Source organism: Nonomuraea bangladeshensis, assembly GCF_039529455.1.
In the GTDB taxonomy this organism is placed as follows: Bacteria; Actinomycetota; Actinomycetes; order Streptosporangiales; family Streptosporangiaceae; genus Nonomuraea; species Nonomuraea bangladeshensis.
On sequence record NZ_BAAAMV010000001.1, the window covers coordinates 822151 to 838683 of the forward strand.

Sequence of the window (16533 nt, forward strand, 5' to 3'; positions counted from 1 at the left end):
CTAGAGCAGGCCGTTGACCCGCAGGATCCGCACCGCCCGCACGGTGGCCGCGCCCCGCCACTCAAGGAACCCGGCGGGCGAGATCCGCGCGTAGTCCACCGTCCAGCCGCCGTCGTCCTGCTGGCCCTCCGCCAGGCGTACGAGGTCGGCGGCGATCACCTCGGGCGCGAACAGCTCGCGGGCCGGCCGCCCGGGGAACGGCGCGAAGTCGAGCGGCCGCAGCGCCTCGTCCGCCGTGCCGCCCTCCACGGGCACCCGGCCGTCCGCCGGGATGTGCCCGGCCAGCCGCTTCAGCAGGTCGGCCGCGCGGGGCTCGGTGTCGTGCACGGCGTCGAGGAAGCCGACGGCGAACGACAGCACGTACGCGTGCGGCCGCTCCTCCAGCGCCTGGATCGCGTCCAGGCAGTAGCGGGTGGCCCGCAGCAGCCAAGGGTGGGCGGCCACGGCCGGGTCGTGGGCGGCCACCCGGTGCGCGGCCGCCGCCGTCACGGCGGTGGTCTGCAGGGCCGACACGGCCGGATCGGCGCCCGCCCACCAGGGTGCGGTGCCGTCGGCCACGGTCAGCGGCAGCGCGAACGGCAGCCCGCCGTCCGGCAGCGTCACCGACTCCAGGTAGTCGCAGAGCGCCACGGCCGCCGGGGACGTGCGCGGCGCGACCTCCTCGAACACCTCGAAGGCGTGCAGCGCGGCGCCCGGCTGGCTCTCCGGCGAGCGCAGGTCGGGCTCCAGCCCCCACCCGTAGCCGCCGTCCGGGTTGCGGTAGCCCTCCAGCGCGGCCAGCACGCCCGCCTCGCCGCCGCCGCCCATGAGCGACGCGTACCGTCTGCGGTCGAGCAGCCGTGCGTGGGTCGCGAGAAAGCCGGGGATCAGGTCGAGGTTCACGTTCATGGGCCCATCGTGCCCGGGGCCGCGACGTGCAGTCTTGTAGGTTCCGGACGCCCTGGCGGGAGAATGGGGGCGTGGACGAGGAGGAGGCGCGGCGCCGGTTCGCCGCCGCGCGGGTGGCGCGGCTGGCCACGGTGCGCGCCGACGGCGGGCCGCGCCTGGTGCCCGTCGTGTTCGCCGTGGCCGGGGAGCGCGTGGTGAGCGCCGTCGACCACAAGCCGAAGACGACCACCGACCTGCGCCGGCTGGCCGACATCCGCGCCGAGCCGCGCGTCACCCTGCTGGCCGACCACTACGACGAGGACTGGTCGCTGCTGTGGTGGGTCCGCGCCGACGGCCTGGCCAGGGTCGTCGCGGCCGGCCCGGAGCGCGAGGCGGCGCTGGACGCGCTGACGGCGAAATACCCGCAGTACCGCGACCGCCGCCCCAACGGGCCCGCCGTCGTGGTCGAGGTGACCCGATGGCGCGGCTGGGCAGCTACTCCGACACCGTGACCGGCCGCTTGAGCAGCCAGAGCGCGGCCCGCTTGAGCATAGTCCTGTGCACCTCGTTGTCGTAGGAGCGGGTGTCGTGGCCGAGCGCGTCGTAGAACACCCGGCCGCGCCGCACCGGCCGCGCCCACACCAGCGGCTGGCCGTTCGCCGAGGCCAGCGGCTCGACGTCGGGCAGGATGTCGAGGTCGCTGTAGACCTCGTCCACCACGTCGAAGTCGCGCAGGCCCGCCACCACCGGGTGCGCGCCGTGGACGCGCACGCTCGTCCAGCCGAGCGGCGGATGGTGCGACTTGGGCCAGGTCCAGTGGCCGCCGAGCACGCGCGGCCAGCCCTGCCAGTCGTCGAAGCAGATGGACGCCGCGTGCATGCACAGCAGCCCGCCGCCCCGGTCGAGATGGTCGAGGATCGCGGTGCGGGCCTCGGCCGGCAGCTCGAAGCGCCACTGGGGGCGCAGGTCGGCGAAGCGGTCCTGGCCCATCCGCCAGCGCAGTGCGTTGACCGTGATGAGCTGGACCTCCGGCGGCTCGCTGAGCGCGCCCGCGATGTCCTCGGTGATCTCGGAGTCGATCCCCACCTCGGTCAGCAGCTCCGCCAACGCGGCCGATGTGGCGGCGAAGTCGTGGAACACGCCTCCCGACAGGATCAGGTTTCTTGCCACTCTCCCAGCTCATCACGGTTGTGGCGGCATGGCCACCCCGGGAACCGGCAGCCCCGGCATTCGGCCCTCCAGGGGGAGACGGCATGATGCCAGCCGTGGAGACACGTACGGACGCCGACTTGGATTTCGAGCAGCACCGGCCGACGCTGCTCGGGCTCGCCTACCGCCTGCTCGGCAGCATGTGGGACGCCGAGGACGTGGTGCAGGAGGCCTGGCTGCGCTGGCAGGGCGCCGACCGGGACCAGGTCAGGGAGCCGCGGGCGTTCCTGATGACCGTGGTGTCGCGGCTGGCGCTGGACCAGCTCCGCTCGGCGCGGGTGAAACGGGAGGCGTACACCGGGCCGTGGCTGCCCGAGCCGGTCGCCACGGGCGAGGCGGGGCCCCTGGACACCGCCGAGCTGCGCGACACCGTCTCCTTCGCGACGCTGCACCTGATGGAGCGGCTGTCGCCGCCGGAGCGGGCGGTGTTCGTGCTGCGGGAGGCGTTCGAGCTGCCCTACGACCAGATCGCCGAGATCGTCGAGGTCTCGGTGGCCAACGCCCGCCAGCTCCACCGCCGGGCCTCGGTGCGGCTGGCCGAGGGCCGCGACCGGTTCACGCCCTCGGCGGAGGACCACACGCGGCTGCTGCGCAGGTTCGTCGCGGCGGCGACCGGCGGCGACCTCGACGCGCTGAAGGACCTGTTCCACGAGGACGTCGTGGCCTGGAACGACGGCGGCGGCAAGGTCCGCGCCGCGCTGCGCCCGATCCTCGGCCGGCGCAAGGTGGTGGCCTTCCTGGGCGGCCTGATCAGCCGCTACGAGTACAGCGACGCCCGCCTGCTGGACGTCAACGGCGGGCCGGCCCTCTGGACGCGGTTCGCCGGGACCGAGCAGCTCACCATGATCGAGATCAGGGACGGCCGGATCCACGGCATGTACAGCGTCCTCAACCCGGACAAACTCGCCCGCGTCCGCCCGGCCGATCAGGACGATCTATAGTCAGCCCATGGATCTCGGCATCTCGGGCAAGGTCGCCCTGGTCACCGGAGGCAGCGCGGGCATCGGACTCGCCACGGCCAAGAGCCTCGCGCGCGAGGGCTGCGACGTCTGCGTCGTCGGCCGCACCCCCGAACGGCTCGCGGACGCGGTGGTGGAACTCCAGGAGTTCGGCAAGGTCGTACACGCCGTGCTGGCCGACGTGGAGGACCCGTCGGCCGCCCGGCGCGTCGTCGAGGAAACTCGCGACGTGCTCGGCCCGGTGGACATCCTGGTCGCCAACGCGGGCGGCCCGCCGCCCGGCCGCTTCACCGACGCGAGCCTCGCCGACTGGGACGTCGCCGTCCAGCGCAACCTGCTCGGCACCGTACGCCTGATCCACGCCGTGCTGCCGGAGATGCGCTCGCGCGGCTGGGGCCGGATCGTGACGATCACCAGCCGGTCGGTGCGCGAGGCGCTGGACGGCCTCGCCCTGTCCAACGCCACCCGCTCGGCCGTGGCCGGGGTGGTGCGCACCCTCGCCCGCGAGGTCGCCGGTGACGGCGTGCTGGTCAACAACGTGCTGCCGGGCCCGATCGACACCGACCGGCTGCGCGAGACGTCGGGCGGCGAGGAGAACCTCGCCGAACGCGGCAGGGCGGTGCCGGTCGGCCGGATCGGGCGGCCCGAGGAGGTGGGGGACGTGGTGGCGTTCCTGGCCAGCGAGCGGGCCTCGTTCGTGAACGGCGTGTCGCTGCTGGTCGACGGCGGCGAGAGCCGGGTCATCGCCTGAGCCCGGTCAGCGTCTGAGCCCGGTCAGCGTCTGAGCCCGGGTCAGCGTCTGGGCCCTCGTCAGCGTCTGAGCAGCGTGCGGACGATCGCGGTTGCCCAGGCGGCGTCGTCCTCCGGCGGGTCGACGTAGTAGGACAGGTTGGCCCGGTGGAAGCAGGCGCCCATGAGCATGGACGCCGCCGCGCCCGCGTCGATCTTCCTGTCGATCCGGTCGCGGTCCTGCTCGCCGGCGATCACGTCGGCGAGCGCCAGGATCGGCACGTGCGGGCCCGACCCGCTCCTGGCGAGCATGGCGCGGAAGCCCTCCGTGAGCGAGGGGTCGGCCAGCACTCCCGCGGCGATGCCCGCCGCCCGCGTGTAGAACTCCAGCGCGGCCAGCGTGAACGCGGTGAGATGGTCGGCCACGTCGCCGGTGCCGGCCGCGAGCCGCAGCCGGGTGAGCGCGGGGCCGAGCGCGGGCAGCCGCTCCAGCAGCACCGCGAGCAGCAGCGACTCCTTGCCGGGGAAGTGCTTGTAGAGCAGCGCCTCGGAGCAGCCGGCCGCCGCCGCGATGCGCTTGGTGGTCGCGCCCACGATGCCGAACTCGCGGACGACCTGCTCGGCGGCGTCGACGATGCGCTCGCGGGTGCCCATCCGCCCATCATAGAAGCGGTGACCTGAGCGAATTCCCGCCTGGCCGCCCGCGCATGACATGCTTCCCATAGGGGCCGTTCCAGGGACCAAAGGGGAGAGGCATAGGCATGGACAAGCCGGTCATCGTGACGGTGGACGACGACCCGGGCGTCTCGCGGGCCGTGGCGCGCGACCTGCGGCGCCGCTACGGCCAGGAATACCGCATCGTCCGTGCCGAGACCGCGCGCGACGGCATCGAGGCGGTCAAGGAGATGCGGCTGCGCGGCGACGACGTGGCGGCCATCCTGGCCGACTACCGCATGCCGCAGATGAACGGCGTGCAGTTCCTTGAAGCCGCCATGGACATGTACCCGTACGCGCGGCGGGTGCTGCTGACCGCCTACGCCGACACCGAGGCGGCCATCCAGGCGATCAACGTGGTGGACCTCGACCACTACCTGCTCAAGCCGTGGGACCCGCCGGAGGAGAAGTTCTACCCGGTCATCGACGGGCAGCTCGACGCGTGGCTGCGCACCGACCGGATCGAGCGCTCGGAGCTGCGGGTGGTGGGCGACCGGTGGTCGGCGCAGTCGTACCGGGTGCGTGACTTCCTGGCCCGCAACCACGTGCCGTACCAGTGGATGCTCGCCGAGGACCCGGAGGGCGCGCAGCTCGTGAAGGCGGCCGGCGAGGGCTGCCACCTGCCGCTGGTGGTCACCACCGACGGCACCACGCTGGAGTCGCCCGACCAGGCCACGCTGGCCACGACCGTCGGCCTGTCCACCACCCCGGCCACCGACTTCTACGACCTGATCGTGGTCGGCGGCGGCCCCGCCGGGCTGGGCGCGGCCGTCTACGGCGCCTCCGAAGGGCTCAACACCGTGCTCGTCGAGTCGCACTCCTCGGGCGGCCAGGCGGGCCAGAGCTCCAGGATCGAGAACTACCTGGGCTTCCCCGACGGCGTCTCCGGCCAGCAGCTCGCCGACCGGGCGCGGCGGCAGGCGCTGAAGTTCGGGGCCGAGCTGCTGACCGCGCGCAAGGTGACCCTGCTGGAGCCGCGCGGCCAGGCCCGGGTGGTCGGTTTCAAGGACGGCGGCGAGATCGCCGCGCACGCGGTCATCCTGGCCACCGGTGTCACCTACCGGCGGCTGGACGCGCCGGGCCTGGACGAGTTCGTCGGCCGGGGCGTCTTCTACGGCGCGGCGCTCACCGAGGCGCCCGCCTGTTCCGACGCCGAGGTGCACATCGTGGGCGCGGCCAACTCGGCCGGGCAGGCGGCCGTCTACCTGGCGGGATTCGCGAGCAAAGTTCATTTGTTGGTGAGGGGTGATGGTTTGGAGAAGTCCATGTCCCACTACCTCATCGAGCAGATCGCCGCGATCCCCAACATCGAGGTGCACCTGGAGACGGAGGTCGCCGGCGGCGGCGGCGACGGGCACCTGGAGCGGCTGACGCTGTCGACCAGGGGCGAGCAGCGCACGGTCGACGCCCAGTGGCTGTTCGTGTTCATCGGCGCGGAGCCGTTCACCTCGTGGCTGGGCGACACGGTCGAGCGCGACCCGCGCGGGTTCGTGCTGACCGGGCCCGACCTGGTCCAGGGCGGCCGGCGGCCGCGTAACTGGCCGCTGCGGCGCGAGCCCTACTACCTGGAGACGAACGTGCCCGGGGTGTTCGCGGCGGGCGACGTACGCGCCGAGTCGATCAAGAGGGTGGCCTCCGCCGTCGGGGAGGGCGCGATGGCCGTCGCGCTCGTGCACCGCTACCTGGAGAAGCAATGACCGAGACAGACACCCGCGTCGACATCGACGAGCTGCGCAAGCTCTTCCTGTTCGAGCGACTGACCGACGCCCAGCTCGCCAAGCTCGCCGCCAGCGGCCGGATGGCCACGTTCGCGGCGGACGAGGACATCGTCCGGCAGGGCGAGCCGGCCGACTGCTTCGCCGTGCTGATCGAGGGCGAGATCCAGATGATCAGCGAGACGGTCAGCGCCGGCACCGTCGCCATGCCGCGCGTCTCCCAGCCCGGCGTGTACGGCGGCGCGACCAGCGCCTACCTCGGCGACCGCGCCCCCCAGACCTACCAGCACACGCTGCGCGCCACCGCCCCGTCGCGGATGTTCATCCTGCCCGCCAAGAAGTTCGCCTACATCGTGGCCGAATGGTTCCCGATGGCGATGCACCTGCTCGACGGCATGCTGTCGGGCGGGCGCATGCAGCGCGAGATCATCGACCGGCGGCAGCGGCTGACCGCGCTCGGCACCATCACCGCGGGCCTCACCCACGAGCTGAACAACCCGGCAGCGGCGGCCGTACGCGCCGTCGGCGAGCTGCGCCAGCTCATCAAGAACTCCCGGCTGCAGCTCGCCCAGCTCGCCGAGGACGGCATCCCGCCGGAGAAGCTGAGGGCGCTCATCGAGGCGCAGGAGGCGTGCACGAGCAAGCTGGGCAAGCAGCCGCAGCGTTCGCCGCTGGAGATCTCCGACGCCGAGGACGAGCTCGGCGAGGCGCTGGACGAGCTGGGTGTGGAGGACGCCTGGGATCTCGCCCCCGCGCTGGTCCAGGCCGAGTTCTCCCTCAAGGACCTGGAGAAGATCCGCGGCAAGGTCGGCGAGGAGCACGCCCCGGCGGCGGTCCGCTGGCTCGCCGAGGCCGTCGAGATCTCGCAGATGCTGAGCGAGGTGGGCGAGGCGACCGAGCGCATCACCACGCTGATCCGCTCGGCGAAGCAGTACTCCCAGATGGACCGGGCGCCGTTCCAGAATGTGGACGTGCACGAGCTGCTCGACAGCACGCTCGCCATCTTCCGCGGCAAGATCCCGCCCGGCATCACGGTGGTCACCGACTACGACCGTACGCTGCCGCCCATCCCCTGCTACGCGGGTGAGCTCAACCAGGTGTGGACGAACCTCATCCACAACGCCCTCGACGCGATGGGCGAGGTCGGCACGCTGACCGTACGCACGGCGCACGACGAGGACGAGGCGATCGTCGAGATCGGCGACACCGGCCATGGGGTGCCCGAGGCGATCCTGGACCGCATCTTCGAGCCGTTCTTCACGACCAAGAGCGTGGGCGAGGGCACGGGGCTCGGCCTCGACATCTCCTACCGCATCGTGGCCGGCCGGCACGGCGGCGAGATCAAGGTGCGCTCGGTGCCCGGCGAGACGTGGTTCGAGGTGCGCCTGCCGCTGCGGGAGCCGGTGCCGGCGGCCTGATCTCGGCGCGGGCGATGAGTTTTCGTGTCCGCACTGGTCTTCTCTCTTGAACACCTCGAAGGGAGAACGACATGAAGATCACCCTGGCGACGTTCCTGACGATGGACGGGGTCATGCAGGGGCCCGGCGGCCCCGAGGAGGACACGAGCGGCGGCTTCGAGCACGGCGGCTGGCAGTTCCCCTACGCCGACGAGGAGATGGGGTCGCACATCACCCGCTGGTTCGGCGAGGCGGACGCGTTCCTGCTGGGCCGGCGGACGTACGACATCTTCGCCGGCTACTGGCCGGCCGTCACCGACCCGGACAACCCGATCGCCGGGCCGCTCAACGCGCTGCCGAAGTACGTCGTCTCGACCACTCTGCGCAGCGCGGACTGGCACAACACGACGATCGTCCGCTCGCTGGACGACATCGCCGCACTGCGCGCCCAGCCCGGCCGCGAGCTGCAGATCCACGGCAGCGGCGTGCTCGCCCAGGCGCTGCTGGACCGGGGGCTGATCGACGAGCTGCGGCTGTACACGTTCCCGGTCGTCCTCGGCAGCGGGAAGCGGCTGTTCGAGCCGGGCCGGGTACCGACGGCGCTGCGGCTGGTCGATTCGGTGAGGGGCGAGAGCGGCTGCGTGCTCAACGTCTACAGGCCGGCGGGCAAGCCGGGTTACGGCTCGTTCTGAGCGGTCACGGCTCGTTCTGAGCGGTCACGCTCACCGGCATGTTCGACGGCTCGCCACCGAACATGATCACGATGTCGCGGCCGTTGGCGTAGCTCACCACCGGCCGCCGCAGCGCCTCGCCCGCCTGGCGGGCGACCGTCTGCCACAGATCGACCATCTCCGGGCTGTCGGCGGTGATCCTGAACCGGCCGCTCGCCCGCAGATGCTCGGTCACCAGCGGGACGAAGCCCGCCTCGGCGCGGACGCGCTCGTCCGGGGTCAGCGGGGTGCGCCGTAGGGCTGGGTCAGTCATCGTCGATCTCCTCATTGCGGCCGTCTGGTCCAGCTTGCCACGCCCCGGGGCCCGGCGAGCACCGCCGCGTCCGCAACCGGTCAGGACCGGCGGCCGACCGTCAGGACGACCGACCAATGGCGGGTGAGCCGCCCGTCCGGGCGGGCGGCGAGCAGGCGGCGGACCTCTCCGTAGAGGTGCGCCCGCTTGTCCGGCTCCATGGCGATATGACCGGAGAACGTGTCGAGCAGCGCGAGATAGGCGTCGGCCGTGTAACGCAGCGCCCACAGGTAGCGCCGCGCCGCCACGACCGTGAACCGCCCGGAGGCGGCGAATTCGGCGGCGGTGGGATCGACTTCGTCCTCCGGCGGCGGCCACGGGCCGGGGTGGCCCTCGCCGATCTCCTCGTACACCTTCTGGATCTCGGCGAAGAACGGGTCGAAGCCGACGGGCAGCGCGTGGTCGGCGTTCCACACGGCCAGGTGGCCGCCGGTGGCGAGCAGCCGGGCGGCTTTGTCGTACTTGACCGCCGGATCCACCCACTTCCACGCCGTGGCCGCGTACACCAGGTCGAAGCGGTCCCCCGCCGCCGGCTCCCACTCCTCGAAGGCCGACGTGACCACCGACACCCCGGCGAACCCGGCCAGCCGCCGCCGTGCCTCCCGCGCCAGCGCGGGCCCGAGCTCGACCGCCGTGACGGGGAAGCCCATCCGCGCCAGCGGCACCGTCGCCTTCCCCGGCCCGCACCCCACTTCGAGCAGCCGCGCGGGCGGCCTGAGCCCGGTGATCATGAGCAGGTCGGCGTAGAGCTCGCGGGGGTAGTCGGGGCGGGCGTCCTGGTAGGTCTCGGCCGCCACGTCGAAGGTCGCGCGCAGCCGCGCATCAGGGGACACTCCCCCGATTCTGGCAGCCCTCGCCACCGATGGTCGCCGTCCAGCCACCCCCAAGGTGACCTCCGGCTCTACAAGGCCTAGTCACATGCATACGTGGACGAGTCCATGCGGTTCCACGATGGACTCTATGTACTGGCCGCTGTCATCGTGCCCTGCGAGTATGCGGACCAGCACCGAGCCGCGCTGCGCGCTCTGCTGCTGGGGAAACAACCCCGGCTGCATTGGCGCGACGAACGGCCGAAACGCCGTCTCGAGATCACTCACGCTGTGGCGGCCCTCCGCCCGAACACGGTCATCGTCATCGGCACCCACCTCATGCCGGCGAAGCAGCGACGAGCGCGGCGGAAGTGCCTGGAACGGCTGCTCTGGCATCTCGCATGTCGTGATGTCCGGATGCCCGGAGAGGGCAGGGAACTGGCCAGGGCCGACGCGGTCATAGCGGCACTGATGACCTTCAACACGATCAACAAATGGGCTCTGGGTATCACGGGCAACTTCGCGATCGGCCTGCTGTGCGAACTGACCGGCTACGGCGTGCCGATCGTGGCCGTCCCCATGCTCAAACCCGCCCTGGCCCGGCACCTCGCCTTCCAGAACAGCCTCCACGCGCTGCGCCAGATGGGCGTGACCTTGATGTTCGATCCGTCGGCCCCCTATGACAGACGCATGCCCACCTGGGACGATGTGCTCAGCGAGTTGGACCGGACGAGGGCGGCGCATCCGCCTAGGGCAGGGTCGCCCCGGAACTTGCGTGACACGGTCACCGGCATGAGGTACAGCAGGTGGCGGTCAGGGATATCCAGGCCGCGGATGCCAGGGCGAAGGTTCCTCGGGCGGTCTCCTCATAACTCTCCCGACCAGCGGTCCGCCGTCTGACGAAAAACGTGCCCTCCTCGTAACACAGGACGTACGTCTCACAACTCGACGCCTCGACCACCCGCAAACGACCGTGCGAGATGTACGGCTTCCATCCGCACATCAGAGATCGCCCGCTCCGGCGCACGCCAGATCAGCCCAGACGACGCGGCAACCGTGGCCAGTACGCCACGTGCCGCAGCGCACGGCCAGCCCCGCCACGAGACGAAGCCCTCGTCCCGACTGCGCCATGAGATCGTCTTCGCCGACGCAGGGCGCCGACGTGTCGACACCGGGGTCTGTGACTTCCAGTCGCACAAAGCCCCGCCCGAAACCGAGCTGCACGTCCACCCAGTCACGACGAACGCCACCGGGGACGTGCCGGACCGCGTTCGTCACCAGTTCCGAGACCACCAGCGCGGCATCGTCCCGGACCTCCTGAGGGCCGTCCGTCAACCATTGGGCCACCGTTTCCCGAGCACGCCGCGACGATTCGGCAGCGCGGGTCAGTGTCACGAATTTCCATCTGTACACATCCGGAAAAGCCAGAAAAACGACACTCGTCGACATTCATCTCACCACCTCTCGTGAACCTTTCGCCCAAGTCACCGGCGCGTATCACGCTGTGAACTCGGCTGAGCAACTTCTTCTCGAAGGACTCTCCACAGGTTGACCTATGAGGGCTACTTTTAGTAGTCGGCTAGTAACACACTTGCCGCACACATCGGGTTCACGGATGTGTGTGTACTTGTGAACGGACCTGTGATGCGTCGATGAGCGTCAGCGAACTGGACCCAGGAGCGAGTCCTCTCGCCCTTTTCGGTGCCGAATTGAGGAGGCTGAGGGAGGAAAGGGGAGTGACCCAGGAGACGATCGCGGACTATGCGCACGTCAGCAAGAGCCTGGTGAGTCAGATCGAGAACGCCAAGCGCACCCCGCAGTGGGACTTCACCGAGCAGGTCGAGACCCTTCTCGATCTGCGAGGCGACCTCCTTCGCCTTCTTCCTCTGGTACTCAAGACAGGGCCGACCTGGTTCCGTCAATGGCCGAAGATCGAGGCGAACGCCCACAGCCTCCGAACCTGGCAACCACTCGTGGTTCCAGGGCTTCTGCAAACCAGCGATTACGCCCGTGCGATCCTGCGCGGCCAACCGGGCATCACAGACCAGCAGGTGGAGGAAGCCGTCGAGGTTCGGCTGTCACGGCAAGCCGTGCTCGACCGTCCACAGCCGCCCATGTATGCGGCGATCATCGACGAGGCGGTCCTCTGCCGCCCTATCGGTGGTGCAAAGGTGATGCGGAAGCAGCTTGAGCATCTGCTCAAGCTGCTGGCACACCCGTGCATCACCCTGCAGATCGTGCCCATGACCTCCGTTCCGACAATCGGCTTGTTGGGCGGGTTCGTGCTCTCACAGCAGGTCTCAGGACCAGACGCTCTCTATCTGGACTCCGCCGATGACGGCGAAGTGACGGATCGCGAGGATCGCATTCGTCGGGTTAGTGTCAGATTCGACGCCATCCGGTCATACGCCAGACCCGTCAACGAGACCGCGGACGCTATTCGCGAGAAGATGGTGATGTATGAAAATGAGTGACGAACTAGCCACCGAACTCCGAAGTGCGGAGTGGCGCAAGGCTTCCTCCAGCGGCGCGAACGGCGGCGACTGCATCGAAGTCGCCCCACTGAGCGGCGACCGCATCGGCATACGGGACACCGAGCGACCGGACCTGACCCCGTGGGTCGTGCGCGGCAGCGTCTTCCGCGCCTTCGTCCTGGGCGCCAAAGACGGCGAATTCGACTTCTGACCTCCGACCAGCCGGCCGAAGGCCCTTTGAGTGACCCGCTGAAAGGGCCTTCGTTTCCCGTGAACAGGCGCTGACAGAACGGTGTCCTGCCATACAGCCACCCGTATGGGCACCACGGACCGGGGGACGCATAACTGCAGCGAGGTCGCGCCCGGACGCCTCCAGTGGATACGCCATCTGACGGCGGAGGACATGCAAGCGTTCACCCTGGAACTTGCGCAAGCGCTGCACGACTCGGCGTCCCCGCAGAACCCGGATGCCACAGTCGGGGAGATCATCGCAGGCTGGCGGGCGACCGCACGGATCAAGGCCGACCCTGAGCACTACGCAGAGGCCCTTGAACCTACGACCGGCGACTTCGGCCGGGTAGAGACGCCGCTACGAGCCCGCGCTTCTCATCCGTGATGCGCGGCGCACCCGCACGAACCCGCACATCGCCGAACTTCTGGGCATCGACCTTGACGATCCCGCAGTCCAGCGCGAGAACGCCGCGATCGATCGAGACATGCGACTGATCGAGACACTGGTGGGCATCCGCCGGCAACGCGGTCTGACACAGAGCGACGTCGCGGAACGCATGGGCCGCAGCCAGTCGGCGGTGTCCGACTTCGAACGGCTTGGGGGCGACCCTCATCTGTCCACCATCCGGCGCTACGCGCTGGCCATCGGCGTGGACGTCTTCCACTCGGTGAGCGTGCCAGGAGAAGTCAGCCAGCCAAGCTCCACACCTGCCAAGATCCAGGCGTGCGGCTGGGAGCCGGCAAGGTCGCAAACCTCCGGCACGGCGAGCATCAGCCTCAGGCCGGCAGCACCCTGATGAAGGATTCCTCGTCCTCGCGAATCCCGGCAACACCGATCAGACGACCGGGAAGATCCATCTGCTCGGGGCGGGCTGGTCGCTGACCGGCCCAGTCGTACCCTCGTCGGCCGTGGCGGGCTTCCTGCGCGTTCCGCGGGATGAAGTCAAAGACGATTTCGCCTTCCCTCTTCGGTCACCCCGGTAATTAGGCAGCGGGCGAGTGCTTGCGGGGGGTCGAAGGGGGGCGGAGCCCCCCTGGGAGGTGCTGTCTGGAGCTTCTTGGCGCGAAGCGCCCCCGGACGGAAGGCCGTGCTTTTAGGTCCGAGCGTGATACGCTCCCAAGCGAGCGCTTGGTTTACCTCCGAGGGGCCGCCGCATGAAGTTCTCGACCTTCCACCTCTTCCACCGCTTCGACGGCCAGAGCTTCAAGGACGTCTACGACTACCACCTGGAGCTCATCGAGCTGGCCGAGGAGCTGGGCTTCGACGGGGTACGGCTGGCCGAGCACCATTTCCGCGACTACGGCGTCGTCCCCAACCTGTTCACCATGCTCGCCCACGCCGCCGCCCGCACCGAGCGGCTGCGGCTCGGCACCGGGATCGTCGTCCTGCCCCTGCACAACCCCGTTCACGTGGCCGAAGAGGCCGCGCAGGTGGACGTGTTGTCCGGCGGGCGGCTGGAGCTCGGCATCGGGCGCGGCTACCAGAGTTACGAGTTCGAGGGGTTCGGGATCGATCTCGCCGAGGCGCGCGACCGGTTCAACGAGGCGCTGGAGGTGATCGTCGGGCTCTGGACGCGGGAGGCGTACCGGCACGAGGGGAAGTTCTACCGGACCGGGACGGAAGTGTCGCTGGTGCCCCGGCCCGTGCAGGCCCCCCATCCGCCGCTGCACGTCGCGGCGGTCTCCCCCGAGACCGTCACCATGTACGCCGAGCGCGGCCTGCCCATCCTGGCCGACCCGGCGGCGACGTTCAGGAAGGTCGTCAAGGCGGCCGAGACGTGGCGGGAGACGGCGGCGCGGGCCGGACATCCGGAGGGGGCCGAGCTGGTGGTGGCCCGCAGCGTGTACGTCGCCCCCACCCTCGAACGGGCCCGCGAGGACCAGGAGCGCTTCGAGGCGTCGTTCGACCGCTCGCGCATCTTCAACGACCGCAGCGCCCCCATCGACCCAAGGACCGGCCGGGCCGCCCAGGGCTTCGAGTACTACCAGGACCGCTATCTCAAGGGCGGCACGGTCTCGGCCGACTTCCGGTGGGAGCAGCTGGAGGTCATCGGGGACCCGGCGCGGGTCGTCGAGCAGATCACGCTGCTCAGGGACGCCGGGTTCTCGAACCTGCTCTGCGACTTCGGCAGCACCCGCCCGATGCCGCTCGCGGACATGAAGCGGGTCATGCGCTTCTTCGCCGCCGAGGTCATGCCCGCCTTCAAGTAACCCCCCTCCCGGAGGCTGACGATGATCCACAGCCTGTCCCTGTCCGACGTACTCGCCGAGCACGCCCGCAGCCGCCCCGGTACGACGGCCGTGGTGGACGGGGAGCTCCGGCTCACCTATCCCGAGCTGGACGCCCGCGTGTCCCGGCTCGCCGGCGCGCTGGCCGGACGCGGCGTCGGCGCCGGCGACCGGGTGCTGTGGCTCGGCCAGAACAGCCACGCCGTCCTGGAGCTGCTGCTCGCGTGCAGCCGCCTGGGAGCGGTGTTCTGCCCGGCGAACTGGCGGCAGTCGGCGGACGAGCTACGCTTCGTGCTCCAGGATCTCGCCCCGGCGGCCGTGGTCTGGGAGCACTCGGACACCGTCGGCGCCCTCGACCACGACGACCGGTGGGTACGGGCGGGGGCGGACTACGAGGAGCTGGTGGCGGGCGGGACGGAGCGGGAGTTCCCGCAGGTCGCCGACACCGAGCCGGTCCTCGCGCTCTACACCGCCGCCTTCGACGGGCGCCCGAACGCGGCCCTGCTCAGCAGTGCCGCCCTGGTGGCGCACGCGACGTCGCTGCTCGTCGTACGCCAGATGGAGCCGGGCTTCACCTTCCTCAACAACGGGCCGCTCTTCCACGTCGGGACGATGATGTTCTGCCTGGCCACGCTGCAGATCGGCGGCACGAACGTCTTCACCCCCGCCTTCGACCCCGAGGAGGTGTGCCGGCTGGTGGACGCCGAGCGGGTGACGCAGGCGTTCCTGTTCGGGCCGATGATCGACGCGGTGGTGAAGGCGAACGCGGGCGGCAAGTACGACCTCTCCTCGCTGCGCTTCGTGGCCGCCTCCGACGAGTGGAACGCGATGATCACGGTCGACGACTCGCCGTGGTGCCGGTCGAAGATGGGCGGGTACGGGCAGACCGAGGTGGGCGGCATGCTGACGTTCCTCGGGCTGGCGGAGGGCGGGGCCGGGTACGCGGGGCGGCCGTCGCCGCTGGCGCAGGTGCGGATCATGGGGCCGGACGACGTGGAGGTGGCGGCGGGCGAGGTGGGCGAGATCTGCGCCCGCGGCAAAACCCTCTTCTCCGGATATCTCGCCCGGCCCGACTTAAATGCGGAAAAACTGCGGAACGGCTGGCACCACACCGGCGACCTCGGCCGCCGCGAACCCGACGGCACCATCACCTTCATCGGCCCCAAACTGCGCATGATCAAGTCCGGCGCCGAGAACGTCTACCCGGCGGAGGTCGAGCGTGCGCTCAAGTCCCATCCGGCCGTGGCGGACGCCGCCGTGATCGGCGTCCCGGACCCGGCCTGGCACCAGGCGGTCAAGGCCGTCGTGGCGCTGCGCGAGGGGGCCGCGGCGACCGCCGAGGAGCTGATCGAGCACGTCAGGGCGCAGGTCGCGGCGTACAAGAGGCCGCGGGAGGTGGCGTTCGTCGCGGAGATCCCGAAGCGCGGCTTCACCCCCGACTACGACGCCCTCGACGCCGCCCACGGCGGCGGCAACTATCCCGGTTCGCCGCCCGCCTGACGGGCGACCGGCAGGCCCGCCTCCAGGTGGGCGAGGGCCTGGTCGAACGCGGCGGGCGCGTCGAGCGCGGGATCGGCGGCCCACTCGAACCACACCGCGAGCATCACGCCCGAGACCGCCCCGGTGACGTTGCGGATCTCGGGGTCGTCGGGGCCGCGGCCCTCGCGCGCGGCCAGCTCGGCGCGCAGGCCGGCGAGGACGCCGCGGATGTTGTCGATGCTCGCCGTCCACAGCTCGGGGACGGTGAACATGAGCCGCTCACGCTCCAGGCCGTCGTTGCGCTCCTCCGGCGTCTGCGCCGCGAACGCCTGGCCGATCGCGGCGCGTACGGCCTGGACGGGGTTGAGCTCGGGCGGCGCGGCCCGCAGCGCCTCGATGAAGGGCGGGTACTGGTCCACCAGCACCAGATCCTCCTTCGTCGGGAAATAGCGGAACACGGTGCTGGGGGCGACCTCGGCCGCCTCCGCGATCTGCTCGACCGTCGTCTCCGCGTAGCCCCGCTCGCGGAACAGCCGCAGCGCCGCCTTCTGGATCAGGGCCCTGGTCTTGGCCTTCTTCCGCTCCCGGAGGCCCGGTCCGTCGCTCATGACATCGCATTCTGGAGGGTTCGCCCCGGCACGTCCACTCACGGCCCATTTCCAACTTTCGCTAGTCAACTCCGATTTGAGAGTCTACTC

General features: G+C 70.5%; 20 protein-coding genes. 13 read left to right on the forward strand and 7 right to left on the reverse strand.

Translation table 11 applies throughout. The features are described 5' to 3' along the window. Complete coding sequence (locus tag ABD292_RS03610; protein ID WP_344205157.1) at nucleotides 1-888, reverse strand: hypothetical protein; 888 nt, start codon at nucleotides 886-888, stop codon at nucleotides 1-3. A gap of 71 nt (nucleotides 889-959) precedes the next feature. Between ABD292_RS03610 and ABD292_RS03615 the strand changes: the two genes are divergently transcribed. Beyond that, nucleotides 960-1379, forward strand: coding sequence for a TIGR03668 family PPOX class F420-dependent oxidoreductase (locus tag ABD292_RS03615; protein ID WP_344205159.1), 420 nt, complete (start codon nucleotides 960-962; stop codon nucleotides 1377-1379). Here ABD292_RS03615 and ABD292_RS03620 read toward each other — a convergent pair. Further along, a complete protein-coding gene (locus ABD292_RS03620) occupies nucleotides 1363-2037 on the reverse strand; it encodes a ThuA domain-containing protein (protein WP_344205161.1) in 675 nt (224 codons plus the stop codon). The genes ABD292_RS03615 and ABD292_RS03620 overlap by 17 nt on opposite strands. Nucleotides 2038-2123: 86 nt before the next feature. Between ABD292_RS03620 and ABD292_RS03625 the strand changes: the two genes are divergently transcribed. Together ABD292_RS03625 and ABD292_RS03630 are read left to right on the forward strand one after the other, a co-directional pair. After that, nucleotides 2124-3017: an RNA polymerase sigma-70 factor gene (locus ABD292_RS03625; RefSeq protein ID WP_344205304.1), complete on the forward strand. Its 894-nt coding sequence runs from the start codon at nucleotides 2124-2126 to the stop codon at nucleotides 3015-3017. 7 nt (nucleotides 3018-3024) lie between these two features. Then, nucleotides 3025-3786, forward strand: a complete 762-nt coding sequence (locus ABD292_RS03630; protein WP_344205163.1) for an SDR family NAD(P)-dependent oxidoreductase — start codon at nucleotides 3025-3027, stop codon at nucleotides 3784-3786. A gap of 59 nt (nucleotides 3787-3845) precedes the next feature. Here ABD292_RS03630 and ABD292_RS03635 read toward each other — a convergent pair whose 3' ends face one another. Beyond that, nucleotides 3846-4418 carry a TetR/AcrR family transcriptional regulator gene (locus ABD292_RS03635; protein ID WP_344205165.1) on the reverse strand — a complete coding sequence of 191 codons (573 nt, stop codon included), beginning with the start codon at nucleotides 4416-4418 and terminating at the stop codon, nucleotides 3846-3848. A gap of 107 nt (nucleotides 4419-4525) precedes the next feature. On the opposite strand from ABD292_RS03635, the gene ABD292_RS03640 reads away from it, so the two are divergent. From ABD292_RS03640 to ABD292_RS03650, 3 genes are all read left to right on the forward strand, one after another. Further along, nucleotides 4526-6175, forward strand: a complete 1650-nt coding sequence (locus ABD292_RS03640; protein ID WP_344205167.1) for an NAD(P)/FAD-dependent oxidoreductase — start codon at nucleotides 4526-4528, stop codon at nucleotides 6173-6175. Then, the gene (locus ABD292_RS03645; RefSeq protein ID WP_344205169.1) at nucleotides 6172-7611 is read left to right on the forward strand and encodes an ATP-binding protein; all 1440 of its coding nucleotides are present in this window, start codon (nucleotides 6172-6174) and stop codon (nucleotides 7609-7611) included. The genes ABD292_RS03640 and ABD292_RS03645 overlap by 4 nt, the downstream gene beginning before the upstream one ends. 71 nt (nucleotides 7612-7682) lie before the next feature. Next, a complete protein-coding gene (locus tag ABD292_RS03650; protein WP_344205170.1) occupies nucleotides 7683-8282 on the forward strand; it encodes a dihydrofolate reductase family protein in 600 nt (199 codons plus the stop codon). A 4-nt stretch (nucleotides 8283-8286) separates the two neighbouring features. Here the strand turns inward: ABD292_RS03650 and ABD292_RS03655 are convergent, their stop codons facing one another. Both ABD292_RS03655 and ABD292_RS03660 read right to left on the reverse strand, forming a co-directional pair. Beyond that, nucleotides 8287-8574 (reverse strand): hypothetical protein, encoded by a 288-nt coding sequence (locus ABD292_RS03655; protein WP_329583460.1) that lies wholly within the window; start codon nucleotides 8572-8574, stop codon nucleotides 8287-8289. A gap of 80 nt (nucleotides 8575-8654) precedes the next feature. After that, on the reverse strand, nucleotides 8655-9446 hold the full coding sequence (locus tag ABD292_RS03660) for a class I SAM-dependent methyltransferase (RefSeq protein ID WP_344205172.1): 792 nt from the start codon (nucleotides 9444-9446) through the stop codon (nucleotides 8655-8657). Between the two features lie 93 nt (nucleotides 9447-9539). Here ABD292_RS03660 and ABD292_RS03665 point away from each other — a divergent pair, with 93 nt between their 5' ends. Then, entirely contained in the window at nucleotides 9540-10322 is a 783-nt protein-coding gene (locus ABD292_RS03665; RefSeq protein ID WP_344205174.1) for a hypothetical protein, read from the forward strand. A gap of 102 nt (nucleotides 10323-10424) precedes the next feature. Here the strand turns inward: ABD292_RS03665 and ABD292_RS03670 are convergent, their stop codons facing one another. Further along, nucleotides 10425-10871: an ATP-binding protein gene (locus ABD292_RS03670; protein ID WP_344205176.1), complete on the reverse strand. Its 447-nt coding sequence runs from the start codon at nucleotides 10869-10871 to the stop codon at nucleotides 10425-10427. Nucleotides 10872-11074: 203 nt separating this feature from the next. Here ABD292_RS03670 and ABD292_RS03675 point away from each other — a divergent pair, with 203 nt between their 5' ends. The 6 genes from ABD292_RS03675 to ABD292_RS03700 all read left to right on the forward strand — a co-directional run bounded on the left by ABD292_RS03675 (nucleotide 11075) and on the right by ABD292_RS03700 (nucleotide 15856). Next, complete coding sequence (locus tag ABD292_RS03675; RefSeq protein ID WP_344205178.1) at nucleotides 11075-11896, forward strand: helix-turn-helix domain-containing protein; 822 nt, start codon at nucleotides 11075-11077, stop codon at nucleotides 11894-11896. After that, nucleotides 11883-12107 (forward strand): DUF397 domain-containing protein, encoded by a 225-nt coding sequence (locus ABD292_RS03680; protein ID WP_344205180.1) that lies wholly within the window; start codon nucleotides 11883-11885, stop codon nucleotides 12105-12107. Before ABD292_RS03675 ends, ABD292_RS03680 begins: the two co-directional genes overlap by 14 nt. Nucleotides 12108-12212: 105 nt before the next feature. Continuing rightward, on the forward strand, nucleotides 12213-12512 hold the full coding sequence (locus ABD292_RS03685; protein ID WP_344205182.1) for a DUF6247 family protein: 300 nt from the start codon (nucleotides 12213-12215) through the stop codon (nucleotides 12510-12512). A 100-nt stretch (nucleotides 12513-12612) separates the two neighbouring features. Then, entirely contained in the window at nucleotides 12613-12924 is a 312-nt protein-coding gene (locus ABD292_RS03690; protein ID WP_344205184.1) for a helix-turn-helix domain-containing protein, read from the forward strand. A 358-nt stretch (nucleotides 12925-13282) separates the two neighbouring features. Then, nucleotides 13283-14338 (forward strand): LLM class flavin-dependent oxidoreductase, encoded by a 1056-nt coding sequence (locus tag ABD292_RS03695; RefSeq protein WP_344205186.1) that lies wholly within the window; start codon nucleotides 13283-13285, stop codon nucleotides 14336-14338. A gap of 21 nt (nucleotides 14339-14359) precedes the next feature. Beyond that, nucleotides 14360-15856, forward strand: a complete 1497-nt coding sequence (locus tag ABD292_RS03700; RefSeq protein ID WP_344205187.1) for an AMP-binding protein — start codon at nucleotides 14360-14362, stop codon at nucleotides 15854-15856. Here ABD292_RS03700 and ABD292_RS03705 read toward each other — a convergent pair. Beyond that, nucleotides 15832-16443: a TetR/AcrR family transcriptional regulator gene (locus tag ABD292_RS03705; protein ID WP_344205189.1), complete on the reverse strand. Its 612-nt coding sequence runs from the start codon at nucleotides 16441-16443 to the stop codon at nucleotides 15832-15834. The two genes, ABD292_RS03700 and ABD292_RS03705, sit on opposite strands and share 25 nt — an antisense overlap. Nucleotides 16444-16533: the final 90 nt, after the last annotated feature.